Below are 25283 nucleotides of genomic sequence, written 5' to 3'. Positions count from 1 at the left end.
GTCGGCGAAAGGATCAGCCAAGACAAGAAGCAATCAGGAAGTCGTTGAATTGATTGAAAATTATTTCGGGGGCAGACCGCAAGCCATTGTCGGATCTAGATCGAGCAACACCGGTAAAACGCAACGAAATCAAGAGGAGGCCTGTTCGGCTTCCAGCCGTTCACGATTGGCCACTACCGGCAGGCTGTCCAGTTGCTGACCGAGCTGGCCATGCAAACCGACAAGGGCATCGTGCTGGCCAGAGCCTTGATCGAGCACCTGCGGCGGCAGTCGGTCATTGTGCCCGCCCTCAACGCCGTCGAGCGGGCGAGCGCCGAAGCGATTACCCGCGCCAACCGGCGTCTCTACGACGCCTTGGCTGAGCCGCTGACGGACGTGCATCGCCGTCGCCTCGACGATCTGCTCAAGCGCCGCGACAACGGCAAGACGACGTGGCTGGCCTGGCTGCGGCAATCCCCGGTCAAACCGAACTCGCGGCACATGCTGGAACACATCGAACGCCTCAAGGCGTGGCAGGCGCTCGACCTGCCCTCCGGCATCGAGCGGCTGGTTCACCAGAACCGGCTGCTCAAGATCGCCCGCGAGGGCGGCCAGATGACGCCCGCCGACCTGGCGAAGTTCGAGCCGCAGCGGCGTTACGCGACCCTGGTGGCGCTCGCCATCGAGGGCATGGCCACCGTCACCGACGAAATCATCGACCTGCATGACCGCATCCTGGGCAAGCTGTTCAATGCCGCCAAGAACAAGCATCAGCAGCAGTTCCAGGCATCCGGCAAGGCGATCAATGCCAAGGTGCGGCTGTTCGGGCGCATCGGCCAGGCGCTGATCGAGGCCAAGCAAGCGGGCCGCGATCCGTTCGCCGCCATCGAGGCCGTCATGTCCTGGGATGCTTTCGCCGAGAGCGTCACCGAAGCGCAGCGGCTCGCGCAACCCGAGGACTTCGATTTCCTGCACCGCATCGGCGAGAGCTACGCCACGCTGCGCCGCTACGCGCCGGAATTTCTCGACGTGCTCAAGTTGCGGGCCGCGCCCGCCGCCAAGGACGTACTCGACGCCATCGAGGTGCTGCGCAGCATGAACAGCGACAACGCCCGCAAGGTGCCCACCGACGCGCCGACCGAGTTCATCAAGCCGCGCTGGCAGAAGCTGGTGATGACCGACACCGGCATCGACCGGCGCTACTACGAACTGTGCGCGCTGTCGGAGCTGAAGAACGCGCTGCGCTCCGGCGACATCTGGGTGCAAGGCTCGCGCCAGTTCAAGGACTTCGAGGACTACCTGGTGCCGCCCGCGAAATTCGCCAGCCTCAAGCAGGCCAGCACATTGCCGCTGGCCGTGGCCACCGATTGCGACCAGTACCTGCATGACCGGCTGACGCTGCTGGAAACGCAGCTCGCCACCGTCAACCGCATGGCGCTGGCCAACGAGCTGCCGGACGCCATCATCACGGAGTCGGGCCTGAAGATCACGCCGCTCGATGCGGCGGTGCCCGATACCGCACAGGCCCTGATCGACCAGACGGCGATGATCCTACCGCACGTCAAGATCACCGAATTGCTGCTGGAGGTAGACGAATGGACGGGCTTCACCCGGCACTTCGCCCACCTGAAGTCAGGCGACCTGGCCAAGGACAAAAACCTGTTGCTGACCACGATCCTCGCCGACGCGATCAACCTGGGCCTGACCAAGATGGCGGAATCGTGCCCCGGCACGACCTACGCCAAGCTCGCCTGGTTGCAAGCCTGGCATACCCGCGACGAAACCTATTCGACGGCGCTGGCTGAATTGGTGAACGCCCAATTCCGGCATCCCTTCGCCGAGCATTGGGGCGACGGCACCACGTCATCATCGGACGGCCAGAACTTCCGCACCGGCAGCAAGGCCGAGAGTACCGGCCACATCAACCCGAAATATGGCAGCAGCCCAGGACGGACGTTCTACACCCACATCTCCGACCAGTACGCGCCGTTCCACACCAAGGTGGTAAATGTCGGCGTGCGCGACTCCACCTATGTGCTCGATGGCCTGCTGTACCACGAGTCCGACCTGCGCATCGAAGAACACTACACCGACACGGCGGGCTTCACCGATCATGTCTTTGCTCTGATGCACCTCTTGGGCTTCCGCTTCGCGCCGCGCATCCGCGATTTGGGAGACACCAAGCTCTACATTTCCAAGGGCGAAACCGCCTATGACGCGCTCAAGCCGATGATCGGCGGCACGCTCAACATCAAGCATGTCCGCGCCCATTGGGACGAAATTTTGCGGCTGGCCACCTCGATCAAGCAGGGCACGGTGACGGCCTCGCTGATGCTCAGGAAGCTCGGCAGTTACCCGCGCCAGAACGGCCTGGCCGTCGCCCTGCGCGAGTTGGGCCGCATCGAGCGCACGCTGTTCATCCTCGACTGGCTGCAAAGCGTCGAGCTGCGCCGCCGTGTGCATGCCGGACTGAACAAGGGCGAAGCCCGCAACGCGCTGGCCCGCGCCGTGTTCTTCAACCGCCTGGGCGAAATCCGCGACCGCAGCTTTGAGCAGCAGCGCTACCGCGCTTCCGGCCTCAACCTGGTCACGGCGGCCATCGTGCTGTGGAACACAGTCTATCTGGAGCGGGCCGCGAACGCCCTGCGCGTCCACGGCCAAGTCGTCGATGACGGCCTATTGCAGTACCTGTCGCCGCTCGGCTGGGAGCACATCAACCTGACCGGCGATTACCTCTGGCGCAGCAGCGCCAAGATCGGCGTGGGCAGGTTCAGGCCGCTACGGCCACTGCAATCGGCTTAACGTACTTTGCGATCCGTTTTCTGAGACGACCCCTAGAAGTAGTGCCTTTCGCGGTTCCTTCCGCAAGGGATTGCAGAATCGGGCGAGTTCGTCCTTACTGCTAAGAATGAAGCGCGACTCGGAAAGGATTCGGAAGGACGTTGCCGCCCATCGGGCGCGGCAGCTTGCGGCCGGCCGTATCGCGCTGACCACGTATGTTCCGACTGATCTTCTCGCCCAAATCGACAAGATCAAGGAGCAGCGGGGCGTGCTTGGCCGCGCGCCGATCATCGAGGAAGCATTGAGGCTCTATATCGAAGCGAAGCAAGGGACATAACGGCAAAACGCCCGACCGCGCCAACGGTCGAGCGTTTTTGTAGGCCGTCAGACACACCGTAGAGACGGGGCCAAAGCTCTCCCCTTATCTACGCTACAGCACTCCAATCCGCAAGATTGATTCTTGCGGAAACAGGAAAGCCGTGCCTGCCGTCCGCGCCGTCATGTCCTTCAAATGGAAGGACGACAGGCATGTTGAGGACGCAGATCGCGGCCGCGATCGGCTGCGCGCGCGCAAGCGCGCTTGATGAGATCATGCGGGAGGTATGGACGCGCTACAGCGCCGGCCAGCTCACCGAGGAAGACGCCGGGCAGCTCTCCACGCTCGCCCATGAGCGCCGCGAGGCGTGGCGGGGATCGGGACAGGCCGGGCTTGGCCTGGTCATGCCCCCGGCCGAGCGATGCCCGACGCCAGTTCGCCGGCATAGTCATATCCGGGGCCGATCGGAGGGCCGGATATGGCGGCCGACGACGCGCAAGGACGTTCAGGCAATCTTGAAGGCGGCCGAAATCTACAATGAGGCCGGCTTGCACGAGAAGGGCGAGCGAAGCGGCCCGCTAGGATCGGTGGCGCTCGACGTGCTGCGGCTGTTCGTCAATCTCATAGACTTCCGCACCGGCCGGTTAGAGCCGTCAATCACCACGATCATGGATCGGCTAGGCCGGTCGCGCGATACGATCGTGCGGGCGCTGAAGAACCTGCGGGCGCATGGTTTCATCGACTGGCTGCGGCGCTACGAGCCGACCGGCAACGAGGGGCGCGGCCCACAGGTCCAGCAGACGAGCAACGCCTATCGCCTGTCCTTGCCGGAAAAGGCCCGTCAGTTTCTCGGCAGGTTCGGCAAGGCCCCGCCCCCGCCTGCTGATCATGGACAGGATCAGCAGGCATGGAGCGAGGCAATCGACGCCTACAAGACCACCCTGCCCCTCGATGAGCGGACGCAGCTCGACACCGGCGATAGCCCGCTCGGTAAGGCCCTCGTGATGCTGGCAAAGAGTGTGATGAAACGTGAGTCCGATAACCAGACTGAATCCCCATCTGATCTTTATCTAAGAGGGCAAACATAAGCGGTCGCCGCTGTTCGGGCTGCTTGCGCAGCCCTGCGGCGGTTCCGATCCGCGTATAAGGCGGATCGGGAGGCGGCACCCTCACAGCAAAACCGCCACGTTCGCGCCGGCGGCAACCGTCCTACGGGCTTTCGAGAGGGAGCGAGGGGCAAGGGCGGGGCTTAATATTTGCTGTATTGCCAGCAATAAGGCATTTAAGCAAAAATTCTTGCCGTCAATGCGGTTTGCTGCTATGCCAGCAATATGAAAACAATCGCCATAGTCAGCCAAAAAGGCGGGGCTGGAAAAACCACCCTCGCCTTGCACCTTGCTACGGCCGCCGAGGCGGCCGGGCTTCCCGCCGCTATCATCGACCTTGACCCCCAGGCAAGCGCCGCCGGATGGGGCGATAGCCGACAAGGTGAGGCCCCGGTTGTCGTCGCGCTTCCTCACACTCGTTTGCCGCAAGGCTTGCAGGCCGCGACCGATGGCGGGGCCGAGCTGGTCGTGATCGACACCGCGCCGCACTCGGAAGCGGCCGCAATGGCGGCAACGCGATCGTCCGACATGGTGTTGATCCCGTGCCGAGCCGGAATCCTCGATCTTCGCGCGATCGGAAGCACGGCCGAGCTGGTGAAACTCGCCCAAAAGCCGGCCTTTGTCGTTTTGAACGCCGTGCCGCCGCGTGCCACGCAGCTTCTGGCCGATGCGCGGGAAGCCGTTCAGGTTCACGGCTTGGAGGTTGCCCCCGTCGCCTTCCAGCAGCGGGCGGCTTTCGGACATGCGCTCACGGCCGGCAAAACCGCTCCGGAGTATGAGCCGGCCGGCAAAGCCAGCGAGGAAGTGTCCGAATTGCTGACCTGGCTTAGAGGCCAATTGCTGATTTGACGGCAAGCTGTATTGCCAGCAATAAGGCATAATGGTATTGCTGGCAAACTGGCAGTTTGATGGGATAAAACCATGTCGAAAAGACCGAGTTTAGCCGCGAGCATGAAGGCCGTGGGCGCGCAGACCACGCCGCCTGTTGCGCCTATCGCGGAATCCGCCCCCGCGCCGACCCCGGATCGTGCCGAGGGTAAGCGTTACCATGCCGCCACGCGGGCCGGAATGAAGCGGGTGACAGTCGTGGTCGAGCCGGAGGAACATCGCCGGGTTAAGCGGCTGTCAGCCGACACCGACCGCTCCATTGAAGACCTCATGCGCGAGGCGCTTGCTGACTTGCTGGCAAAACATAGTGCTTGATTGCCAGCAAAGCGGCGATGCGGTAAGGGCCTTGAAGTGTAACGCTATGTGTCATACATTCAGGGGCGAGGAAGTCGCGTGAGGGTTTTCAAAAACAGCCGGTTTCACAAGTTTGCCCGAAAGGAGAAAATCTCTGACGCGATGCTTTGTGAGGCTGTAGAGCGGGCTGAGCGCGGCCAGATCGACGCCGATCTAGGGGCCGGCCTTATCAAGCAACGAGTAGCGCGGCCCGGCGCTGGAAAGTCTGGCGGCTTCCGAACGCTGGTTTTCTTCCGCGCGGAGACGAGGGCGGTTTTCGCGTTCGGGTTTGCCAAGAGCGATATGGCGAACCTTGATGATGCGGAAGAAGCCTACTTGAAGAAGGCCGCAAAGCTGGTCTTGGGGTTTGCAGATGCGCAGATGGACGCGGAAGTTGCTGCGGGTCGAATGTTCGAGGTGAATTGCGATGAGCAAGACTTACAAGAGTGAAGCTCTGGCGGCCGTCCATGAGATGATGGAAGGCTTCTATGAGTCCGGCGCGATCGACAAGCAGACGATGCGCGAATTTGACGAGGGGTGTCTGACAACCGTTGAGCCGCTGACCCCCGAGGAAATCCGTTCTATTCGTGAGCGTGAGCGTATCTCGCAGCCTGTCTTTGCCCGCTATCTCAACGTGAGTAAGGGGCTGGTGTCAGATTGGGAACGTGGGGTGAAGAAGCCCGGCGGCCCGGCGCTGCGGCTGCTGACCGTTATTCAGAAAAGGGGCCTTGAGGCGATTGCCTGATTGCTGGCAAGTTGGCAAACAAGCAATTTGGCAAGTTGTCTGCCTGCATCCCGCCCCCGGCCGTCCCTACGGCCCTAGATGATGAGAGCGGGACGGCCGGGGGCTAGCGTCGCGGGTGTGGCCTGGTTGAGCGATGCCGGCGAGCAGCCGGCCCCGGCCCGGAGGGAACGCGCTCCCACATAGCGCCGAAGTGACCGGAGGGCCGCAAGAGAGAAGCCCCGGTGCGTCAGCGCCGGGACCGCTTTTCCCATCTGGCCGGCTCGGGCAGGGGGGCTTCGCGCTTTTCGCGCAGTAGGGCTTTCATTTCTTCCATCGAAATACCCGGTCGGGAATCATCGGCCGCCACCTGTATGCGGCGCTTGAGTAGTTCCCGGCGCAGATCGGCATGGGGTGCCAGCTCCTTATGCTCGCCCAGGATCACGAACACGGCTTCGGACGGATCAAGGAACGTGTCCTGTTCGATCAGATCGAGCAGCCACAGGGCCAGCGACGGCGGCAGATAGGCTTCAAACCGCAAGCCGCCCTTGGCGGCCTGGTCACGGAGCTGCTTGGCCTGTTCAACGGCATGGGCCTTGTCGGCGGGATCGGGCCATTCGGGCGCATCGGTGTCGGTCATGGTTTCATCCTTTATGCTTGGTCGAACAGCCCCCGGAATTCTGCATCGGCGTAATAGGCGAGCTTGCCGGCGACGATCGGCCGTTGCCCGGCGAGGAACAGCAATTCGACATGCTGCGGCAGGTTGCGGACCTCATCGGGGGTCAGCAGCGGCCGGGCCGTGTGTTGCTCGCCATAGGAGAGGCCGGATTTTTCGGAATCGAGCGCCCGGCTCATGGTCTGGAACACCACGGTTTCCTGCCCGAGCAGATCGGAGACGAGGCGGGCGCTGTCGTGATCGTTGACACCGAACACCTGTAGGACGCCGGCGTTTGACAGGAAGGTTCCGGCGCGTTGCCCGTAGGTGGCGCGGAGCTGGTGAACGTCTTGCAGGATCGGCCAGAGCTGGACGCCATAGCCGGCCATGAGGCCCATTGCGCGCTCGACGGGGGCGAGGTGGCCGAGGGCGGCGAACTCATCCAGCAGGTAGAGGACCGGCACGGCCGGCTTGGCGGGGTCGCGCGCCATGTCGGTCAGGCTTTGCGCGACGAGCAGACGCAGCCAGCGGGAATAGGTGGCGAGGCGATCGGGCGGCAGGACGAGGAACACCGAGGCGTTGCGGCGCTTGAGATTGGCAAAGCGGAAATCGGATCGGCCGAGGACCGCGACCATGCGGGGGCTGTCGAGGAAATGGGTATGGCGCTGCGCGGCCGAGAGGACGCCGGCCGCTTCCCGGTCGGATTTGCCGAGGTGGCGGTTTGCGGCGCGGGCGATCAGGCCGCCGGCGGCCGTTGACGCCTGCATGTCCTTCAGGAGCGCCGCGAAGGCTTCAGGGGCGAGGGTGAGAGCTTCGCGCAGGGTAGCGAGGTTTCGCCTGTCGCGCGGCTCGCTGGCGGCAATATGGAGGATCAGGCCGGCAATGAGCGCCTTGGCTTCCTCGTTCCAATGCGCCTCGCCGGCCATGCCCGGTTCATCGAACACGAGGGCGTCGGCCAAGGTGCTTGCATCTTCCGCGACATCGAGGCCGGCCGGGTCGAGCTGGTCGAGAGGATTGAAGGCGGCCGAGGGCTGGCCGGTGACGCCGAAGGGGTCGAGGACGTGGACCGGGCCGAAGGTCTGGCGGGCGTGGCCGGCGATCTTGGCATTTTCGCCCTTGGGGTCGATGCAGATCACGGAGCGGTCGGCCGTGAGCAGGTTAGGGATGATGGTTCCCACCCCTTTGCCGGTGCGCGTCGGGGCCATCGTCAGCAGGTGGGCCGGGCCGTCATAGCGCAGGAGCTTTCCCGTTTTGCCGTCGCGGCCGATCAGCAGGCCGGAATCGGCGCGGGCAAGGGCGGCGGTTTCCTTGTCGGTGGCGAAGCGGGCCGAGCCGTGGGTTTCGCCGTCCATATCCCCGAAATGGATAATCAGCGGATTGGTGACGAGCCGGAAGGTGATCGCGGCCAGCACCAGCAGCGTGACGAGATCGAGCGCGATGAAGGGAACCGAGCCGGGGCCGAAGCCCATTTGTTCGAGGAAGAACCGGCCGCCGAAGCCGACCACGAACAGGGTTATGATGAGGATGAACAGAAGCCCGAGAAGCGGTTTCCAGATGCGGAAGGGCAGGGCGAGCAGGGATAGGAACGCCCATAGCGGATCACGCGCAGCCTGCCGCATCATGTTCTTGAACGCGGCCCAGGCTAACGTCGCCTGATTCATGAGGCGGCCCCCCCGGCGCTGTCTGTTGTCTCCCTGGCCGGCGCGTTGGCGATCAGATCGGCAAAGAGTTCCTTATCGCCAGGGCGCGTCAGGAAGTCGGGCAGCTCGCGCTTGAGCCATTCGCGGAGGCGTCGGGAAAATTCCTCATCCTTGCCGCTTTCGAGGCGATGCAGAACGAGCGCGCCGAGCAGCACCTTGCGGCGGGTATCGTTGGCGCGCTCCTGTTTGCCGAGCCGGGCCTTGAGCGTGGCGCGCTGCGCATCCAGCTCGGCCAACCGCTGTTCGATCGTCTTGCGCGCCATGTGTCGTTTCCTTCTATCTAGCGGGGCGAGGGGTTGGCCCGCCCTTGAGGCGAACCATGATAATTTTCGGATTTTCGCCAATGCGCTCGACCTCGACAATGCCCGACGCCTCGACCAGATCGGAGAGGCGGGGAAAGCCATAGTTACGGGCGTCGAAATCCGGCGATTGTTTCGCCAGGTGCGCGCCGACGCGGGCCAGATTAGCGCGGCCGTCTTCGTCGGCCGAGGCGGTGACAGCTTTCGCCAGCATGTCGAGGGCAGCGCGATCGAGTGCCGCTTTCGCCGGTGCAGGCTTGGCGGCGGCCGCTTTAGGCGCGGTGACGGCTTCCGCTTCCTTCTGTTCCCCGGCCGTGTTGAGCACGTCGAAATAGACGAACTTGTCGCAAGCGGTGATGAAGGGGCGGGGCGTCTTGCGCTCCCCGAACCCATAGACGATGACGCCTTGCTCACGGATGCGCGCGGCCAGGCGGGCAAAGTCGCTATCACTTGAGACGATGCAGAAACCGGAGAAGCGGCCGGTATAGAGCAAGTCCATCGCGTCGATAATCATCGCGCCGTCCGTTGCGTTCTTCCCGGTCGTATAGGCGAATTGCTGGACCGGCTGAATCGAGTGTTCCAGCAGGCACTCTTTCCAGCCGTTGAGGTTCGGCTTGGTCCAATCGCCATAGATGCGCTTGACGCTGGCGGTGCCATAGTTGGCGATCTCAGCCAGCAGCCCGGTTATGATTTTCGGGGTGGCATTATCGCCGTCGATCAGCAACGCAAGTGTTCCGGCGCTGTCTATTGCCATCGGTCTGCACTCCCATTTGAGCCGAAGTCTATCCGATGCAAGCAGCGTCACCAAACACGATTATGCGCTACCTTGAATTTTTGGCGGCTTTGCAGCACAATCAGGGCCTCAGTTCATCGCATCGACCTTGCCGCAAGCGCCACACCGAGCGACGAAAGAGCGTAGCGATTGAGTTGAGAAGGGCACGGATGCGCGCGGCCAGGCGGGCAAAGTCGCTATCACTTGAGACGATGCAGAAACCGGAGAAGCGGCCGGTATAGAGCAAGTCCATCGCGTCGATAATCATCGCGCCGTCCGTTGCGTTCTTCCCGGTCGTATAGGCGAATTGCTGGACCGGCTGAATCGAGTGTTCCAGCAGGCACTCTTTCCAGCCGTTGAGGTTCGGCTTGGTCCAATCGCCATAGATGCGCTTGACGCTGGCGGTGCCATAGTTGGCGATCTCAGCCAGCAGCCCGGTTATGATTTTCGGGGTGGCATTATCGCCGTCGATCAGCAACGCAAGTGTTCCGGCGCTGTCTATTGCCATCGGTCTGCACTCCCATTTGAGCCGAAGTCTATCCGATGCAAGCAGCGTCACCAAACACGATTATGCGCTACCTTGAATTTTTGGCGGCTTTGCAGCACAATCAGGGCCTCAGTTCATCGCATCGACCTTGCCGCAAGCGCCACACCGAGCGACGAAAGAGCGTAGCGATTGAGTTGAGAAGGGCACGGATGCGCGCGGCCAGGCGGGCAAAGTCGCTATCACTTGAGACGATGCAGAAACCGGAGAAGCGGCCGGTATAGAGCAAGTCCATCGCGTCGATAATCATCGCGCCGTCCGTTGCGTTCTTCCCGGTCGTATAGGCGAATTGCTGGACCGGCTGAATCGAGTGTTCCAGCAGGCACTCTTTCCAGCCGTTGAGGTTCGGCTTGGTCCAATCGCCATAGATGCGCTTGACGCTGGCGGTGCCATAGTTGGCGATCTCAGCCAGCAGCCCGGTTATGATTTTCGGGGTGGCATTATCGCCGTCGATCAGCAACGCAAGTGTTCCGGCGCTGTCTATTGCCATCGGTCTGCACTCCCATTTGAGCCGAAGTCTATCCGATGCAAGCAGCGTCACCAAACACGATTATGCGCTACCTTGAATTTTTGGCGGCTTTGCAGCACAATCAGGGCCTCAGTTCATCGCATCGACCTTGCCGCAAGCGCCACACCGAGCGACGAAAGAGCGTAGCGATTGAGTTGAGAAGGGCGCACTTACGAGTTGCTATGCAACTCAGCGCGCCGCCAGCTTGGAGGCTGGCGGGAAAGGCGGAAACTAGATCGAGGCAACGGGTTGGCGATCTACCATTTGAGCATGAAGCCAGTTTCGCGGGCGGGCGGCCGTAGCGCCGTCGCCTCAATGGCTTATCGTGCCGGGGAGAAGCTGACCAACGAACGCGACGGGATCACGCATGATTTCAGCCGCAAGCAGGGCGTTGAACATGCCGAGATCGTCTTGCCCGAAGGCGTTTCAGCCGATTGGGCGCGGGATCGGTCGGACTTGTGGAACGCCGCCGAGTTTGCCGAGAAGCGCAAGGATGCCCGCGTTGCGCGGGAGTTCGAGATTGCCTTGCCGCATGAGCTATCGGCCGAGCAGCGGCTAGAGGCGGCGCGGGAGATGGCGCAGGAGCTGGCCGACCGCTACGGCGCGGCCGTGGACTTCGCCATTCATGCGCCGCACGAGGCGAGCGACGTTCGCAATCACCATGCCCACATTCTTATGACCACGCGGCAGGTGACGGAGGACGGGCTAGGCGACAAGACCTATCTTGAGCGCGAAAACAAATGGCTGTTGGCGCACGACCTGCCGACGACAGATATGCAGCTCCGCGACCTTCGCCAGCGATGGGAGGGGATCGCCAACGAGCGGCTTGCGATGGCCGGGCTAGATATTCGCATCGACCATCGTTCGCATATGGAGCGCGGGCTAGAGATCGCGCCAACCGAACATATGGGCGTCCATGCCACGCAGATGGAGCGGCGCGGCCTCGACGTATCGCGGGCGCGGCTGGACGAGGAAGCGGCCCGGCGCAATGCCGAGTTGATCCGGGAGAAGCCCGAGCAGGTTCTAACCCTCATCACCGGGGAAAAGAGCGTGTTCGACCGGCACGACGTTGCGCGGGCGCTGCATCGCTACATCAACGACGATCCGCAGGAGTTTCAGAGCGCGTTCGCCAAGGTGATGGCCTCGCCGGCGCTGGTCGAGCTTCAGCCCGAGCGGGCCGACCCGGCAACGGGCGAGATCGAGCTTGCCCGCTATTCGACCCGCGAAATGGTCGAGATCGAATCCGGCATGATCGAGAGCGCGCAGCGGATGCACGGCGCGCATGGTCATGGCGTCGATCGCCGGCATGTCGAGCGCGCCATAGAGCGGCAGGACGCCGCCATTCAGCGCAGCGCCGGCGATGCTTCCGCCCGGTTGTCCGACGAGCAGCGCCGGGCGATCGAGCATATCACCGGGCCGGAGCGGATCGCGGCCGTTGTCGGCTATGCCGGCGCTGGCAAGTCCACCATGCTCGCGGCGGCGCGCGAGGCATGGGAGGCCGAGGGCTATCAGGTCCACGGTGCGGCCTTGTCGGGGAAGGCGGCCGAGGGCTTGGAGGAAAGTTCCGGCATCCAGAGCCGCACCCTCGCGTCATGGTCCCGCGGTTGGGAGAACGACCGCGGCACGATCGGCCGCGGCGACGTGTTCGTGATCGACGAGGCCGGCATGGTCGGGAGCCGCCAGCTCGCCCGCTTCGTTGGCGAGGCCGAGGCGCGCGGGGCGAAGATCGTCCTTGTAGGCGACCATGAGCAGCTACAGGCGATCGGGGCCGGCGCACCGTTCCGGGCGATCACGGAGGAAATCGGCCATGCCGAGCTGTCCGAGATACGCCGGCAGCGCGTGGACTGGCAGCGGGAGGCGTCGGTTGACTTCGCCACGCACCGGACGGCCGAGGGGCTGGCAGCCTATCGGGATCATGGCAATATCAGCTTTGCCGAGACGGGCGAGGACGCGCGCGGCCAGATCGTGCGGGATTATCTTGCCGACCGCGACGAGCGCCCGGACGGCACCCGCGTAGCGATGGCGCATCGCCGGGCCGATGTTCGGGCGATCAATGACGCGATCAGGACCGAGCTACAGGACCGGGGCGAGCTGGCGCAGGGCGAGGACGCCGGCGCGCTGACCTTCCAGACCAATGACGGAAAGCGGGAGTTCGCGCCCGGCGACCGCATCGTGTTCTTGGAGAACAACCGCGACCTTGGCGTGAAAAACGGGATGCTTGGCACGGTCGAGCATGTCGAGGAAGGCCGGATCATCGCCACGCTGGACGGCGGCCGGGAGCGTAGCGTTTCCGTGCCGATGGGCGACTATCAGGCGATCGACCACGGCTATGCGACGACGATTCACAAAAATCAGGGTGCGACGGTCGATCGGTCCTATGTGATGGCGTCGGGGACGATGGACCGGCACCTAACCTATGTCGCCATGACCCGGCATCGTGATGGTATGCAGCTCTACGCCGCACAGGACGAGTTCACCAATGCCGGCCGGCTGGTCGAGCATGGGGCCGCCCCGTTCGAGCATGACCCGCAGAAATCCGGCAGCTATTTCGTGACGCTGGAAAACGACAAGGGCGAGCAGCGCACCCTATGGGGCGTCGATCTTGAGCGCGCCATGAAGGAGGCCGCGCCGGAGATCGGGGAGAAGATCGGCCTACAGCATGAGGGTTCCACCCCCGTCACCTTGCCGGATGGGACGCAGACGCACCGGAACGCATGGAAGGTTCAGGACGCCGGCGAGCTGGCCTATAGCCAGCTAGAGCGCCGCCTTTCCCGGTCGGGCGTCAAGGAAACGACGCTCGATTATACCCGCGACTTTGCCGAGCGGCGCGGGATCGCGGAGCAAATGGGCATCCGCAGCGAGATCGAGATTCCGGCCGAGCGCGCGGCCGGGCTACGTGCGGAGCGGGAGTCGACGGCCGGGGATCATGCGCTTGATCGCAGATCCTCGCAAAAAGTTGGCGCGGATCTCGCGCAGGATCTCCGTGCAGATCCGCGCGAGGATCTCGCCGGCGATCGACAGCAGCGCCGCAATCCGTTCGAGGGCCTGAAACTCGGGCGCGGCGCGGCGGCCGAGAGCCGCGAGCCAGACCGCGCCGGCGAGGACGGCCCACAGATCGACCAGAACAGGCCGCAGCAGGCCGAGAAGCAGCGGCGCGGTATGTTCGCCGGCCTCAAGCTCAATGCGCGTCCTGCCGCCTCTCAGGAGCGCAGCGAGCGGCCGGAAAGGGAAGGGAGCTTGCGGCCGGCGCCGGCGCCCGACCGGCTGGCCGAGCGGGCGCGGGGGCCGTCGCCGCTTGAGACGGCCGTTGACCGATATTCGCGGGCCTATCAGTCGATCGACCAGCACCGGCGCGAGGGCCTGCCCGTTCTCGACATGCAGCGGCAGGAAATGCGCGATGCCGGCCAGCAGCTCGACCAGGTGCGCGGCGGCATGAAAGATTTGATGCGCTCGACGCTGGAAAACGACCCGGCGACGGCGCGCGCCATGACCGAGCTTTCCGGCCGGGAGCGTGTCGCCCATGTTATCGACGGGATGAAGCGCGAAAACGCCGCGCTGCAAGACCCGAATATCAGGGCCGAGCGGTTCGTTGAACGCTGGCAGGAGCTACAGGGGCAGCGCCGGGAGCTTCGCGGCTGGCAGCACGACGACGCCCGCGCCAAGGTCGAAAGCCACATGAACGGCATGACCAAGAGCCTTGAGCGTGACCCGCAGGTAGATTCCATCCTGCGCAATCGCCGGCAGGAACTTGGAATCGGTCAGGAGCTTCGCCGCGAGCAGACCATTGCCCGCGCGCTGCAAGACGAAATGACACGCGGCCACCGGCTTAGCCGGGGCATCGGCATGGAAAGGTAGGCACGGAGAACATGGCGGAGCTGGACGACGACAGGGAAGGAATCGAGCCGGAAGCACTGGACGAGGACGCCGGCGACCCGGCCGCCGCGTTCGACGCGCTACGGCGCACGATCGAGACGCAGGGCGCGCAGATCGGCGCGGAAATGACCGTGATGCGGCGCGGGCTGGAAGCGGCTTTCGACCAGCTCGAAAAGATCGAGCCGGCGCAGGACTACAAGCCCCAGCTCGCCCAGCTCGTGCAGGCGCTCGACAATGTTGCGGAGCGGATGCACGGCGTAGAGCAGTCACCCATTCTCCGGCAGGGCGCGCAGCACTATGCGGCGGTCCTCGAGCGCAGCGGCGAGGCCCTTATACGCACCGCCGCGCAGCAGCTCGAGCGGCAGGCGTCCGACCTCGAGCGCGCCGGCCGCAATCTTTCGGCGCACGTCGCCAGCGCGCGGGAGCGCGATCGGCAAAATTGGTGGCTTGTCGTCGCCTTCGCTGTCGGCCTGCTCGCCGGCGCGCTGGTGATGCTGTTCCTTCCGCGCCTGTTGCCGTTCTCGGCCGCGCCGCGTGTCGCCAGCGTCGTCATGGGCGAAAGGCCGTGGCAGGCCGGCATGAGCCTCATGGCGTTCGGCAGCCCGGAAGCATGGCAGCGGGTGGCGTCGGCCGATCAGCTTGTTGAGGCGAACAGGGAGGCGGTAGCGGCTTGTTGGGAGGCCGCGCGCACGGCCGGCGAGGATCAGCGTTGCACCATCACCGTGAAAGCGCCGGGGCAATAGATTGCTGCCCCGGCGTGAAGTTCAGAAGGCGAACTTGGCCTGGCCTTTGTCTTCGACAGGGCGCAGCCGGGCATAGGCAAGAAGATCAGCGATCGAGCCGCCCTTGTCCCGCCAGCCATAGAAGGTGTCTTCCCCGAGAAGGACATAGTGCCATTCGGAATCGCTACGCTGTTCCGGAGGAAGGGCGTTGATCCGGTCGCACCATGAAACGGCGGCCTTGCGCTTGCGCAGCACGTTCGGGCTGGTGAGCTGGCCTTGTGCCTTTGTTTCCACCAGATAAATCGCTCCGCCTGCTCTCACGAAGAAATCCGGCGAATAGAACGCCGGAAGCCCATCTTCCTTGATGTATCGCAGGCGCGCGAAGGTGTGTTTCTGCTCGTTGATCTTGCAGAAGGCTTCAACGCTGGCGTCACGCTCGCAGGTTTCCATAAATGCCAGTTCAAGGCCGCCGTTCCGCGAGGGATAGGGAAGGCGCAGATAGATAGCTTTCTCGACGGCCAGCGATGATCCTTCCCGCATGGCGAGCTTGGGCACTTCCGAAAGACGCCGATGCGCGACCTCGGCATTGGCGACAATCACGCTGTCTTCCGCTTCGAGAATGGCGCGCGCCCACACCTTGATAATGTGCTCCGTCACCGGGTCGATCAGCAGGACGCGCCAGTTCTCATCCGTGAGAGGGTCCAGCTCCTGGCCGAACAGGTGCCGACGAATGAAGGTGTCGATGCCCTCGGCCATCTCGGCCCGGTTTATCTGGATGTAGGGGAACTTGCTGGCGTTGGCGAAAGCCTTCGAGCTGTTTGTGGTATCCGTCAGGGTGACGGCTTCCGTGATCCGGCGCGTGATCCGGGCCAGGTAGTCATTATATCCCGTCGCGGTCATCACGCCGCCATGCACGCGATAGTCGCCAAAGCGCGTTTTCGCCTGCACGTCTTCGGAATGGAACTTCTCGCCCTGGCCGATCTGCCCCTTGAGTTGTTGGAGCGAAAACGATCCGAACGGCGCGAGGCTCGAAGGGTCGATATGGGTATCTTCCAGCGCCTCGACCTGTTCCCGCAGGATGAAGGGTATGGCGAAATCGTATTCCTCGAAGCCCGGCCGGAGGCCAACCGAGATCAGGTCGCCGGTCGAGCTGCCATTCGCCTCGTCGTCGTTGTCATCTGCTTCAGCCGCCAAGCCTTCCTGAATCAGCTCGTCATAGAAGCCCTGGAACGCCGGATGCTCCACGATCGAAAGAATGTCGATCATGTTGGAGGGTGTCTTTCCGCCGCGAATGAGCTGGCGGTTCTCCCGCTTTATGTCGTCGTATTCATTGCCGCGCCACATCAGACGCAAGCCGCGCCCGATCGTCTGTTCCAGCAAGATGCCGGCGCTCGATGCGCGCAGCGGGACAATGACGCAGATGTTATTCACGTCGAAGCCTTCGCGCAGCATGAGCACGCTCACTATGACGCGCGGGGATTTGTGACGGTCCACGTCGAACAGGCGTTCGCGCAGCACCTTCCATTCGTCGGGCTTCAGCTCGCCCTTGCGGTTGGAATCGACGCGCAAAACCTCGTCATCGGCCAGCCCTTCGAGCTGCATGAAATCAGCGACGAGCGGCGTAACCGTGGTGTCTTCGCAGACCACCAGCATTTTCGGATGCTTGTCCGGATCGAGGGCGGCAAAATCGGCTTCCAGCTTCCGGAGCTTGGTCAGGCCGGCGCGCAACATAATGCGCTGCCCCTCTGACAGCATCGGGTTGCCGTTCTCATCCCGATCGGCCTTGAAATCCAATTCCTCATGGCTCAGCGCCCCGATTTCGGAGCGTTTGTCGAGAACAAGGGATTTGACGGGCGTGTCGCAAACACTTCTGGAGGCAGCTATCACCCAGCCAAGGCCGGTATTTTCATGCTTTGTTAACCTTTTGCAGTCCGAAGAGGCGCGCAAGCAAATCATTCTGGTCATTGACGGTCCAGCCGCCTGAAAAGCCAAAGCCCTTCCGCAGCCACAGCATCGCCTCGAAACCCGCGATGGTTCGCCGCGCCGTGTTAAAGGATTGGAAACCGCCGATCTTCGGCATGTTCTTCTTCACCCGGAAATGGTCGCTCTCAATCCCCTGCTGGAGATGTTTGGTCACATAATGCACGGGATCGGGATGGAGAAGCCCATCATCAACCGACGTTTTGATCGTTGACGGGAAGGTGTTGGCCCCGTCCGTCCCAATCCTGTTCGGCGACAACAAGGGTTCATCTTTAAGCATCTTTCGGAAGAACCGCTTGGCAGCGTCGAGATCGCGCTTAGCGGTCAGCAGGAAATCCACCGGATTGCCATGCTTATCGATGGCTCGGTACAGATAGCGCCATTTGCCGCGGATCTTGACATAGGTCTCATCAATCCGGACCGAGCCGCAATGGGGTCGACGAAACTGCCGCAGCCGTTTCTCGATGACAGGTGCATAAGCCAATACCCAGCGGTTGATCGTGCTATGATCGACCTCGAAGCCCCGCTCGCGAAACATCTCTTCCAAGTCACGATAGCTGAGCGGGTAGCGCAAGTACCAGGCAACCGCCTGTACAATCAGCCAGGCCTCGAAATGCCTGCCCTTGAAATCATCCTTCGACTGGCGCTTCAGCTTTTCGGCAATGGTATTCAAAATCATCGGCTCGCTCCGCAATATCAGGAGCGGCAACTTCTCTCCCCATGGTCAACATCGAGTTAACCTGAAGAATTTGCGACAAGGCCCTTGGAGGTCTTCTCGACTTGGTATCCGATAGGCGTGATGTTACTGGTCTTCGCTTCGTGGCCTCTTGGCCGGTTGATCCGCCAAAGAGCACAGGAGCGCCGTAAATGAGCACGTCGAGCATCGAGGCGCTGGCCAACGCTTGGGCGCGGATCGTCGAGGAAGCGGAGTTTCCAGCCGACTACGAAGGCACGGCAACACCTGCGGTCCACCGGGCCAGTGAGGCAATCCAGGAGCGGATTCGGAAGCACATCGTTGCCACCAACGACATGCGGCTGTTCGGCCTGCTGCACTTGCTGGGTCAGGCGTCGCTGCGCATGGAGCAAGCGCTATGGCCGGAGGGTTACGAGCGCATGACCCGCGAGGTCGAGGAAGCCCTGCGGGAAGCCAACGACCCCAACGCCAAGCTGTACACCCACGAAGAAGTCATGCAGGCGATGCAGGAACGCATCGACCGGGCGCGAGACAAGCCATGTTGATCGGCTATGCGCGCGTCTCGACGCAGGATCAGAACCTAGAACTGCAACGCGAAGCCTTGACCAAGGCCGGATGCAAGAAGGTCTTCGAGGACAAGGTGAGCGGCACGCGGGCAGACCGGCCCGGCTTGGCCAAGACGCTCGAAATGCTGCGCGAGGGCGACACTCTGGTCGTCTGGAAGCTCGACCGGTTGGGCCGATCGGTCAAGCAACTGGTCGATCTGGTCGGCGAGTTGCACAAGCAAGGCGTCCAGTTCAGGAGCCTGACCGATTCCATCGATACCGGCACGCCGTCCGGGCGGTTCTTCTTCCACGTCATGGCGAGCCTGGCCGAGATGGAGCGTGAGTTGACCGTCGAGCGCACTCGCGCTGGGCTGGAAGTCGCCAAGCAGCTCGGACGCAAAGGTGGCCGCAAGCCCAAGATGACCGACAGCAAGATCGAGTCGGCCAAGAAGCTGCTGGCCAGCGGTGTGCCGCCCAAGGACGTGGCCAAGAACCTCGGCGTGTCCATTCCGACGCTGTACCGCTGGGTGCCAGCCTCAGCGCAGGCTTAGCGTACTTTGCGATCCGTTTTCTGAGACGGCCCCTGCTCCGCCGGGGCCGAGGTGGGCTGGTCGGTGCGTACCGCGCGCAGCGGCACGATTGTGGCGTAGGACCAGCAGCGCAGGACCCACTCGAACGGGCCGTAGGTGTAGCGGCGCAGCCACAGGTGAGCGAACACGTCCAGGGCGAGCCACACCCCAAGGGCGACCAGGGCGGCGTGGAAGGCGCCGAGCTGCCCCAGCAGGCCCAGACCCCAACCGCAGAAGATCGCGGTGAGCAGGATGGACTCACCCAGGTAGCCGGTCAGCGACATCCGCCCGGCCGGCTCCACCAGCCGCAGGACCCGGCTGCGGGTGGCCAGGGCGATCACCGCGACGTAGCCGGCGGTGAGCGCGGGGGCGCTGCCGAACCCGATGGCCACAGACAGCACGTCGCGCAGCGGGCTGCTGGGGCCGGGGCCGTGGGCGAGCCATCCGGCGGCGATCCCACCGGGTAGCCCGATCGTCGCGGCGAGAACGAGCAGGCCCTTCCACAGCCGGGTGTGGTCGGCCGGGTTCGCGAGGATCCCGAGGCGGCCGGCGACCAGGCCGAGCAGGAACATCGCGAACGCGGGGAACCAGTTGAGCACGCCGAACGCGATGAACATCTCGGGCAGCACCTCGACCCGGCCGACGGCGGCGTCGAGGAAACTGCCGCGCAGCGCGGCGTCGAGGATGGCCGGGTCGCTGCCGACCAGCCCGTTCTGTGGGGTGCCCCGTGAGGACAGCACCAGATCGACCAGCAGCAGGATCCCGGCCGTGAACGCCGCCGCCGCCGCCCACAGCGCGGCCCGGTTGCTGCGGGCGACGAAGAACAGCAACCCGACGCCGAGCAGGGCGTAGCTGAACAGGATGTCGGCGATGAAGAAGAACACCGCGTGCGCCACGCCGAGCACGGCGAGCCCGACCAGGCGGCGCCGGTAGCGGCGCAACCCGTCACCGGTGCGGCGGCGCAGCAACAAGGTCAGCGAGTAGCCGAACAGGAACGAGAACAGCAGATAGAACTTGCCCTGCGCGAACGCGACCACCGCGAACGCGGTCGCCTGGTCGTACCAGGTCGACGTCGACGACGGAAGGAAACCACCGGTCCCGCTGATCGCCAGGAACGGCATGTTCACCAGCACGATCCCCAGCAGGGCTAATCCGCGCAGCTGATCGGGCAACGGATGGCGGACCGCGCCCGGAGCCGCGGTCGAGGCGCCGAACATCGGTAGCTTGCTGTCATTGGTCATGGTTCCATCCCATAGTCGTTGCGATCTTCATCGTCGGCATCCTGGCGCACGGCGGGCAATTGCTGGAGCAACGCCGGCAGCCATTCCTGTACCGTCTCCCACACAACATCGAGGTTGATGTCGAAATAGCCGTGGGCCATGCGATTGCGCATATTGCGCATGCTGCGCCACGGCACGTCGGCATGCGCCTGGGTGAACTCGGCGTAGCCGTCCATCACCTTTGTAGCTGCCTCGCCGATGACGATCAGGCTCATGATGACGGCCTGCTGGGTGCGCTTGTCGGCTAGGAAGTCATCCTTGGCCATTCCTTCCACGAAGCTGCGCGCATCGGTTGCGGCTTGCTGGATGTGATCGAGGTAATCGGGCAGGCGGTTTTCGTTCATACCGGCTGTGCCTCCGCGAGCACCTTGGCCCGGAACTTCGGCGGCAGGTCGCCGGGGGTCAGCAAATCGACGTCAACGCCGAGCATCGATTTCAGTTCTTCTTCCAAATCGCCCAAGTCCAACAACGTGGCACCAGGCAGTGCGTCGACCAACAGGTCGAGGTCGCTGCCGTCCCGGTCGGTGCCATGCAGTACCGAACCGAAGACGCGCGGGTTCGCGGTGCGGAAGCGGCCTACCGCTTCACGCACCGCGCTTCGCTTCATGTCAAGCACAACAGACGGTCGCATGGGCATCCTTTTTTATCGAAACTCGTTGAGATGATATGCAATCAAGAATAAAATTTCAAGAACTATTTTCGAGAATCGCAATGCCCTGATTTCCCGTGCCGCGCCGGTTGCCTTGGCGGGCTTTTCACAAACCAACGTTTTCAAGAAGAAGGAAATCGCATGCCCCGCCGTTCGATCCTCTCCGCCGCCGAGCGCGACAGCCTGCTGGCATTGCCGGACACCAAGGATGAGTTGATCCGTCACTACACGCTCAGCGACACCGACCTGTCCATCATCCGACAGAGGCGCGGACCCGCCAACCGGTTGGGTTTCGCTGTGCAGCTCTGCTACATGCGCTATCCCGGTGTGATGCTCGCGCTGGACGAGGAGCCGTTCGCGCCGTTGCTGCGTCTGGTGGCCACGCAATTGAAGGTGCCACTCGAAGCCTGGGCGGATTATGGCCAGAGGGCTGAGACTCGCCGTGAGCACCTGCTGGAATTGCAATCAGTCTTTGGCTTCCAGCCGTTCACAACGCGGCACTATCGCCCCAGCGTGTACAGCCTTGATGAACTGGCATGGCAGACGGACAAGGGCATTGTGTTGGCCACAACCTTGGTGGACAGCTTGCGCCGCAAGAGCGTGCTCCTTCCAACCCCTGGTGTCATCGAACGTATCTGTGCCGAGGCGATCACCCGCGCCAACCGGCGCATCTACGACGCCTTGGCCGAACCGCTATCGGACGCGCATCGCCGCCGCCTCGACGATTTGCTCAAGCGCCGGGACAACGGCAAAACGACCTGGCTGGCCTGGCTGCGCCAGTCGCCGGTCAAGCCGAACTCGCGGCACATGCTGGAACACATCGAACGCCTCAAGGCGTGGCAGGCGCTCGATCTGCCTTCCGGCATCGAACGGTCGGTGCACCAGAACCGGCTGCTCAAGATCGCCCGCGAGGGCGGCCAGATGACGCCCGCCGACCTGGCCAAGTTCGAGCCGCGGCGGCGCTACGCCACCCTCGTGGCGCTGGCCATCGAAGGCATGGCCACCGTCACCGACGAAATCATCGACTTGCACGACCGCATCCTGGGGAAGCTGTTCAACGCCGCCAAGAACAAGCATCAGCAGCAGTTCCAGGCTTCTGGTAAAGCCATCAACGCCAAGGTGCGACTGTACGGGCGCATCGGTCAGGCGCTGATCGACGCCAAACAGTCAGGCCGCGACCCGTTCGCGGCCATTGAGGCCGTCATGTCCTGGGACGCTTTCGCCGAGAGCGTCACCGAGGCGCAAAAGCTCGCGCAGCCCGATGACTTCGACTTCCTGCATCGCATCGGCGAGAGTTACGCCACCTTGCGCCGCTACGCGCCGGAATTCCTTGCCGTGCTCAAGCTGCGGGCCGCGCCCGCCGCCAAGGGTGTGCTTGATGCCATCGAGGTGCTGCGCGGTATGAACACCGACAACGCCCGCAAGGTGCCAACCGATGCCCCGACCGACTTCATCAAGCCGCGCTGGCAGAAACTGGTGATGACCGACGCTGGTATCGACAGACGCTACTACGAACTGTGCGCCCTGTCGGAACTCAAGAACTCCCTTCGCTCGGGCGACATTTGGGTGCAGGGTTCGCGCCAGTTCAAGGACTTCGAGGACTACCTGGTGCCGCCCGCGAAATTCGCCAGCCTCAAGCAGGCCAGCGAATTGCCGCTGGCCGTGGCCACCGATTGCGACCAGTACCTGCATGACCGGCTGACGCTGCTGGAAACGCAGCTCGCCACCGTCAACCGCATGGCGCTGGCCAACGAGCTGCCGGACGCCATCATCACGGAGTCGGGCCTGAAGATCACGCCGCTCGATGCGGCGGTGCCCGATACCGCACAGGCCCTGATCGACCAGACGGCGATGATCCTACCGCACGTCAAGATCACCGAATTGCTGCTGGAGGTAGACGAATGGACGGGCTTCACCCGGCACTTCGCCCACCTGAAGTCAGGCGACCTGGCCAAGGACAAAAACCTGTTGCTGACCACGATCCTCGCCGACGCGATCAACCTGGGCCTGACCAAGATGGCGGAATCGTGCCCCGGCACGACCTACGCCAAGCTGGCCTGGCTGCAAGCCTGGCACATCCGCGACGAAACCTACGGGGCGGCACTGGCCGAGCTGGTCAACGCGCAGTTCCGACATCCCTTCGCCGAGCATTGGGGCGACGGCACCACGTCATCGTCGGACGGCCAGAACTTCCGCACCGGCAGCAAGGCCGAGAGCACCGGCCACATCAATCCGAAATACGGCAGCAGCCCAGGGCGGACGTTCTACACCCATATCTCCGACCAGTACGCGCCGTTCCACACCAAGGTCGTGAACGTCGGCGTGCGCGACTCGACCTACGTGCTCGACGGCCTGCTGTATCACGAATCCGACCTGCGGATCGAGGAGCACTACACCGACACGGCAGGGTTCACGGACCACGTCTTCGCGTTGATGCACCTGCTGGGCTTCCGCTTCGCCCCGCGCATTCGTGACCTGGGCGACACCAAGCTCTACATCCCGAAGGGCGATGCCACCTACGAGGCGTTGAAACCGATGATCGGCGGCACGCTCAACATCAAGCACGTCCGCGCCCATTGGGATGAAATCCTGCGGATGGCCACCTCGATCAAGCAGGGCACGGCGACGGCCTCGCTGATGCTCAGGAAGCTTGGCAGCTACCCGCGCCAGAACGGCCTGGCCGTCGCCCTGCGTGAGCTGGGACGCATCGAGCGCACACTGTTCATCCTGGACTGGCTGCAAAGCGTCGAGCTGCGCCGCCGCGTGCATGCCGGGCTGAACAAAGGCGAGGCGCGCAACGCGCTGGCCCGCGCCGTGTTCTTCAACCGCCTGGGGGAAATCCGCGACCGCAGCTTCGAGCAGCAGCGCTACCGGGCCAGCGGCCTCAACCTGGTGACGGCGGCCATCGTGCTATGGAACACGGTCTATCTGGAGCGGGCCGCGAACGCCTTGCGTGGCCACGGTCAAGCCGTCGATGACGGCCTGTTGCAGTACCTGTCGCCGCTCGGCTGGGAGCACATCAACCTGACCGGCGATTACCTCTGGCGCAGCAGCGCCAAGATCGGCGCGGGCAAGTTCAGGCCGCTACGGCCGCTGCAACCGGCTTAGCGTGCTTTATTTTCCGTTTTCTGAGACGACCCCTAGTTTCCCGACAATCTGGGCGATTCGCTCAGCGAGCTTCCCGACTGAGCCGCTTTCCATCAGGTCGGATATCTCGTTGATTGCAGCGGCACCGCCGGCGGTATTGCCGTATTCCGCGATCGCGACCGAATTGGCGAAGAGCTGCGGGAGCAATTCCGCCTTGATGTGTTCAACGCTCAGCGTCATTTATGAACTCAGTTATTGATCGACCACCCAGCAAGGGGAGGGGCAATTTCGGGAAATTCGGAACTTCCCATCACGAACTAAAACCCAGTCTGACACGACTCGCACCCAGTTCAAGCCCCCTTGTGAGGCTTACTTGGGCGCCAAGGTGTGAAAAATACCCAGTCTGTTAACGTCAGCGCTGCCCACGTTCTGAAGGGGAAATAGTCGATTCCAGAGTGCCACGTCGGTCCAAACGCGCTAGCTCTGCTGAGACAGTGTCCGATTTCCCAGTATCCGGCGCATCGCATCGGACTGCGTCCTTTCGGCTGCGAGAGCTTTTTCCGCAGCCTCGGCCCGGGCCCTATACAGATCTCGCTGCTGGCTGAGATCCTGACGTAGCGCATCAGTCTGGAGCAGAAGATGCCGCTCGAGTCCCGAAAGGCGGGTGACAGAGGCGCTTAGCTCGCCAAGTTGATCAGCCAACGCCTGGGTCTGCGCAGCGTGCTCGGTACGTTCGTTCTCGATCTGCTCGCCAGCAACCCTAGCTGCAGCTTCCGCGGTCGTGGCTCGGTCGAGTAGCGAGGCTCGCTGCGCTTCCAATCCGGAGATTCTGGCGTAAGCGTCTCGAAGCGCAGATTCGGCCACCTGCACCCGGGCTTTCAGCTCGAGAAGTTCGTCATTGGGAATTTGCTGGCTAATGGCGATCTGCGGTGCCGGAGTGGCGACAGCTGGCACCAAAAACTGCTGGTCGACGCGCAGAGTCAGCGCGGTCGTGGGTTCGGGCGTTGGTGCGGTCAGGGCGATGCCAGACGCGTGCGCTCGGTGGATAGCCTTGCTCCAGGTTTGCGCCGACGGGCGCCGACGGATCAGGAAGGCTTCGAGCAGCCGTTCATAGGTCGATTGTCCGTAAATTCGACCGGTACAACGCGCGACACCGACGATGAATTCGTCGAGAAACCGGCCGTTATCACCGGGCGCCGCGTTCCGATCGGCAGCTTCGGCCGCGGGAATCATCCCGCGCATCTGGGCGTCGGTGAAGGAGATTCGAGGTCGAGCCACGGAA

22 protein-coding genes and 4 pseudogenes are annotated in these 25283 nt (G+C 63.2%); 13 read left to right on the top strand and 13 right to left on the bottom strand.

Annotated elements, in window-relative coordinates:
• Positions 1-156: 156 nt before the first annotated feature.
• The 7 genes and pseudogenes from ACN8ZM_RS38305 to ACN8ZM_RS38275 form a co-directional block, all read left to right on the top strand.
• Positions 157-2781: pseudogene (locus tag ACN8ZM_RS38305) on the top strand (Tn3-like element ISPa38 family transposase); the annotation flags it as partial.
• Positions 2782-2887: 106 nt separating this feature from the next.
• Positions 2888-3097 (top strand): ribbon-helix-helix protein, CopG family, encoded by a 210-nt coding sequence (locus tag ACN8ZM_RS38300; protein WP_024899703.1) that lies wholly within the window; start codon positions 2888-2890, stop codon positions 3095-3097.
• Positions 3098-3288: 191 nt separating this feature from the next.
• A complete protein-coding gene (locus ACN8ZM_RS38295; RefSeq protein WP_030092364.1) occupies positions 3289-4164 on the top strand; it encodes a helix-turn-helix domain-containing protein in 876 nt (291 codons plus the stop codon).
• A gap of 243 nt (positions 4165-4407) precedes the next feature.
• Positions 4408-5031, top strand: a complete 624-nt coding sequence (locus ACN8ZM_RS38290; RefSeq protein WP_030092365.1) for an AAA family ATPase — start codon at positions 4408-4410, stop codon at positions 5029-5031.
• A gap of 72 nt (positions 5032-5103) precedes the next feature.
• A complete protein-coding gene (locus ACN8ZM_RS38285) occupies positions 5104-5385 on the top strand; it encodes a ribbon-helix-helix domain-containing protein (RefSeq protein WP_037506114.1) in 282 nt (93 codons plus the stop codon).
• 78 nt (positions 5386-5463) lie between these two features.
• Positions 5464-5853, top strand: a complete 390-nt coding sequence (locus ACN8ZM_RS38280; protein WP_019200205.1) for a type II toxin-antitoxin system RelE/ParE family toxin — start codon at positions 5464-5466, stop codon at positions 5851-5853.
• Entirely contained in the window at positions 5831-6148 is a 318-nt protein-coding gene (locus ACN8ZM_RS38275; protein WP_024899700.1) for a helix-turn-helix domain-containing protein, read from the top strand. The genes ACN8ZM_RS38280 and ACN8ZM_RS38275 overlap by 23 nt, the downstream gene beginning before the upstream one ends.
• Before the next feature lie 226 nt (positions 6149-6374).
• On the opposite strand, the gene ACN8ZM_RS38270 is transcribed toward ACN8ZM_RS38275, so the two are convergent.
• From ACN8ZM_RS38270 to ACN8ZM_RS38245, 6 genes and pseudogenes are all read right to left on the bottom strand, one after another.
• Complete coding sequence (locus tag ACN8ZM_RS38270; protein WP_030092366.1) at positions 6375-6764, bottom strand: hypothetical protein; 390 nt, start codon at positions 6762-6764, stop codon at positions 6375-6377.
• Positions 6765-6775: 11 nt separating this feature from the next.
• On the bottom strand, positions 6776-8440 hold the full coding sequence (locus ACN8ZM_RS38265; RefSeq protein ID WP_030092367.1) for a type IV secretory system conjugative DNA transfer family protein: 1665 nt from the start codon (positions 8438-8440) through the stop codon (positions 6776-6778).
• Positions 8437-8742, bottom strand: a complete 306-nt coding sequence (locus ACN8ZM_RS38260) for a hypothetical protein (RefSeq protein ID WP_030092368.1) — start codon at positions 8740-8742, stop codon at positions 8437-8439. Before ACN8ZM_RS38260 ends, ACN8ZM_RS38265 begins: the two co-directional genes overlap by 4 nt.
• Before the next feature lie 13 nt (positions 8743-8755).
• Positions 8756-9532 carry an NYN domain-containing protein gene (locus ACN8ZM_RS38255; protein WP_030092369.1) on the bottom strand — a complete coding sequence of 259 codons (777 nt, stop codon included), beginning with the start codon at positions 9530-9532 and terminating at the stop codon, positions 8756-8758.
• A gap of 184 nt (positions 9533-9716) precedes the next feature.
• Positions 9717-10058, bottom strand: a pseudogene (locus ACN8ZM_RS38250) (NYN domain-containing protein); the annotation flags it as partial.
• A gap of 184 nt (positions 10059-10242) precedes the next feature.
• Positions 10243-10584 (bottom strand): annotated as a pseudogene (locus ACN8ZM_RS38245) (NYN domain-containing protein); the annotation flags it as partial.
• A 267-nt stretch (positions 10585-10851) separates the two neighbouring features.
• On the opposite strand from ACN8ZM_RS38245, the gene traA reads away from it, so the two are divergent.
• Both traA and ACN8ZM_RS38235 read left to right on the top strand, forming a co-directional pair.
• Positions 10852-14457: a Ti-type conjugative transfer relaxase TraA gene (gene traA, locus ACN8ZM_RS38240; protein WP_061979513.1), complete on the top strand. Its 3606-nt coding sequence runs from the start codon at positions 10852-10854 to the stop codon at positions 14455-14457.
• 11 nt (positions 14458-14468) lie between these two features.
• A complete protein-coding gene (locus ACN8ZM_RS38235) occupies positions 14469-15218 on the top strand; it encodes a DUF6118 family protein (RefSeq protein ID WP_030093147.1) in 750 nt (249 codons plus the stop codon).
• A gap of 21 nt (positions 15219-15239) precedes the next feature.
• Here ACN8ZM_RS38235 and ACN8ZM_RS38230 read toward each other — a convergent pair whose 3' ends face one another.
• The gene (locus ACN8ZM_RS38230; RefSeq protein ID WP_420213343.1) at positions 15240-17162 is read right to left on the bottom strand and encodes a hypothetical protein; all 1923 of its coding nucleotides are present in this window, start codon (positions 17160-17162) and stop codon (positions 15240-15242) included.
• Positions 17104-17856 (bottom strand): IS6 family transposase, encoded by a 753-nt coding sequence (locus ACN8ZM_RS38225; RefSeq protein ID WP_000602738.1) that lies wholly within the window; start codon positions 17854-17856, stop codon positions 17104-17106. Before ACN8ZM_RS38225 ends, ACN8ZM_RS38230 begins: the two co-directional genes overlap by 59 nt.
• 84 nt (positions 17857-17940) lie before the next feature.
• Between ACN8ZM_RS38225 and ACN8ZM_RS38220 the strand changes: the two are divergent.
• The 3 genes and pseudogenes from ACN8ZM_RS38220 to ACN8ZM_RS38210 all read left to right on the top strand — a co-directional run.
• A pseudogene (locus ACN8ZM_RS38220) lies at positions 17941-18048 on the top strand (transposase); the annotation flags it as partial.
• Positions 18045-18416: a hypothetical protein gene (locus ACN8ZM_RS38215; RefSeq protein WP_112782038.1), complete on the top strand. Its 372-nt coding sequence runs from the start codon at positions 18045-18047 to the stop codon at positions 18414-18416. The pseudogene ACN8ZM_RS38220 and the gene ACN8ZM_RS38215, both read left to right, overlap by 4 nt.
• The gene (locus tag ACN8ZM_RS38210) at positions 18410-18967 is read left to right on the top strand and encodes a recombinase family protein (RefSeq protein WP_112782037.1); all 558 of its coding nucleotides are present in this window, start codon (positions 18410-18412) and stop codon (positions 18965-18967) included. Before ACN8ZM_RS38215 ends, ACN8ZM_RS38210 begins: the two co-directional genes overlap by 7 nt.
• On the opposite strand, the gene ACN8ZM_RS38205 is transcribed toward ACN8ZM_RS38210, so the two are convergent.
• From ACN8ZM_RS38205 to ACN8ZM_RS38195, 3 genes are read right to left on the bottom strand one after another with little or no spacing between them, the layout of a single operon-like run.
• Positions 18964-20226, bottom strand: coding sequence for a DUF418 domain-containing protein (locus ACN8ZM_RS38205; RefSeq protein WP_006405209.1), 1263 nt, complete (start codon positions 20224-20226; stop codon positions 18964-18966). The two genes, ACN8ZM_RS38210 and ACN8ZM_RS38205, sit on opposite strands and share 4 nt — an antisense overlap.
• A complete protein-coding gene (locus ACN8ZM_RS38200) occupies positions 20223-20609 on the bottom strand; it encodes a DUF86 domain-containing protein (protein WP_108400229.1) in 387 nt (128 codons plus the stop codon). Before ACN8ZM_RS38200 ends, ACN8ZM_RS38205 begins: the two co-directional genes overlap by 4 nt.
• Positions 20606-20896 (bottom strand): nucleotidyltransferase family protein, encoded by a 291-nt coding sequence (locus ACN8ZM_RS38195; protein WP_108400230.1) that lies wholly within the window; start codon positions 20894-20896, stop codon positions 20606-20608. The genes ACN8ZM_RS38200 and ACN8ZM_RS38195 overlap by 4 nt, the downstream gene beginning before the upstream one ends.
• Positions 20897-21055: 159 nt before the next feature.
• On the opposite strand from ACN8ZM_RS38195, the gene ACN8ZM_RS38190 reads away from it, so the two are divergent.
• Complete coding sequence (locus ACN8ZM_RS38190; RefSeq protein ID WP_420213342.1) at positions 21056-24022, top strand: Tn3 family transposase; 2967 nt, start codon at positions 21056-21058, stop codon at positions 24020-24022.
• A gap of 6 nt (positions 24023-24028) precedes the next feature.
• Here ACN8ZM_RS38190 and ACN8ZM_RS38185 read toward each other — a convergent pair whose 3' ends face one another.
• Both ACN8ZM_RS38185 and ACN8ZM_RS38180 read right to left on the bottom strand, forming a co-directional pair.
• Positions 24029-24241 carry a hypothetical protein gene (locus ACN8ZM_RS38185; protein WP_089454849.1) on the bottom strand — a complete coding sequence of 71 codons (213 nt, stop codon included), beginning with the start codon at positions 24239-24241 and terminating at the stop codon, positions 24029-24031.
• A 237-nt stretch (positions 24242-24478) separates the two neighbouring features.
• Positions 24479-25279: a hypothetical protein gene (locus ACN8ZM_RS38180; RefSeq protein WP_137962630.1), complete on the bottom strand. Its 801-nt coding sequence runs from the start codon at positions 25277-25279 to the stop codon at positions 24479-24481.
• Between the last annotated feature and the right edge of the window lie 4 nt (positions 25280-25283).

This window comes from Burkholderia aenigmatica (assembly GCF_048627025.1).
GTDB classification, from domain to species: Bacteria; Pseudomonadota; Gammaproteobacteria; order Burkholderiales; family Burkholderiaceae; genus Burkholderia; species Burkholderia aenigmatica.
The sequence above is the reverse complement of the archived record's forward strand: the minus strand, read 5'-3'. Positions and strand labels throughout refer to the sequence as shown.

What these genes read in the sequence shown, in the direction of transcription:
- ACN8ZM_RS38300 (WP_024899703.1), top strand. Translation starts at nt 2,888, where the DNA reads ATGAAGCGCGACTCGGAAAGGATTCGGAAGGACGTTGCCGCCCATCGG.
- ACN8ZM_RS38295 (WP_030092364.1), top strand. Translation starts at nt 3,289, where the DNA reads ATGTTGAGGACGCAGATCGCGGCCGCGATCGGCTGCGCGCGCGCAAGC.
- ACN8ZM_RS38290 (WP_030092365.1), top strand. Translation starts at nt 4,408, where the DNA reads ATGAAAACAATCGCCATAGTCAGCCAAAAAGGCGGGGCTGGAAAAACC.
- ACN8ZM_RS38285 (WP_037506114.1), top strand. Translation starts at nt 5,104, where the DNA reads ATGTCGAAAAGACCGAGTTTAGCCGCGAGCATGAAGGCCGTGGGCGCG.
- ACN8ZM_RS38275 (WP_024899700.1), top strand. Translation starts at nt 5,831, where the DNA reads ATGAGCAAGACTTACAAGAGTGAAGCTCTGGCGGCCGTCCATGAGATG.
- ACN8ZM_RS38270 (WP_030092366.1), bottom strand. Translation starts at nt 6,764, where the DNA reads ATGACCGACACCGATGCGCCCGAATGGCCCGATCCCGCCGACAAGGCC.
- ACN8ZM_RS38265 (WP_030092367.1), bottom strand. Translation starts at nt 8,440, where the DNA reads ATGAATCAGGCGACGTTAGCCTGGGCCGCGTTCAAGAACATGATGCGG.
- ACN8ZM_RS38260 (WP_030092368.1), bottom strand. Translation starts at nt 8,742, where the DNA reads ATGGCGCGCAAGACGATCGAACAGCGGTTGGCCGAGCTGGATGCGCAG.
- ACN8ZM_RS38255 (WP_030092369.1), bottom strand. Translation starts at nt 9,532, where the DNA reads ATGGCAATAGACAGCGCCGGAACACTTGCGTTGCTGATCGACGGCGAT.
- ACN8ZM_RS38235 (WP_030093147.1), top strand. Translation starts at nt 14,469, where the DNA reads ATGGCGGAGCTGGACGACGACAGGGAAGGAATCGAGCCGGAAGCACTG.
- ACN8ZM_RS38230 (WP_420213343.1), bottom strand. Translation starts at nt 17,162, where the DNA reads ATGACCAGAATGATTTGCTTGCGCGCCTCTTCGGACTGCAAAAGGTTA.
- ACN8ZM_RS38225 (WP_000602738.1), bottom strand. Translation starts at nt 17,856, where the DNA reads ATGATTTTGAATACCATTGCCGAAAAGCTGAAGCGCCAGTCGAAGGAT.
- ACN8ZM_RS38215 (WP_112782038.1), top strand. Translation starts at nt 18,045, where the DNA reads ATGAGCACGTCGAGCATCGAGGCGCTGGCCAACGCTTGGGCGCGGATC.
- ACN8ZM_RS38210 (WP_112782037.1), top strand. Translation starts at nt 18,410, where the DNA reads ATGTTGATCGGCTATGCGCGCGTCTCGACGCAGGATCAGAACCTAGAA.
- ACN8ZM_RS38205 (WP_006405209.1), bottom strand. Translation starts at nt 20,226, where the DNA reads ATGACCAATGACAGCAAGCTACCGATGTTCGGCGCCTCGACCGCGGCT.
- ACN8ZM_RS38200 (WP_108400229.1), bottom strand. Translation starts at nt 20,609, where the DNA reads ATGAACGAAAACCGCCTGCCCGATTACCTCGATCACATCCAGCAAGCC.
- ACN8ZM_RS38195 (WP_108400230.1), bottom strand. Translation starts at nt 20,896, where the DNA reads ATGCGACCGTCTGTTGTGCTTGACATGAAGCGAAGCGCGGTGCGTGAA.
- ACN8ZM_RS38190 (WP_420213342.1), top strand. Translation starts at nt 21,056, where the DNA reads ATGCCCCGCCGTTCGATCCTCTCCGCCGCCGAGCGCGACAGCCTGCTG.
- ACN8ZM_RS38185 (WP_089454849.1), bottom strand. Translation starts at nt 24,241, where the DNA reads ATGACGCTGAGCGTTGAACACATCAAGGCGGAATTGCTCCCGCAGCTC.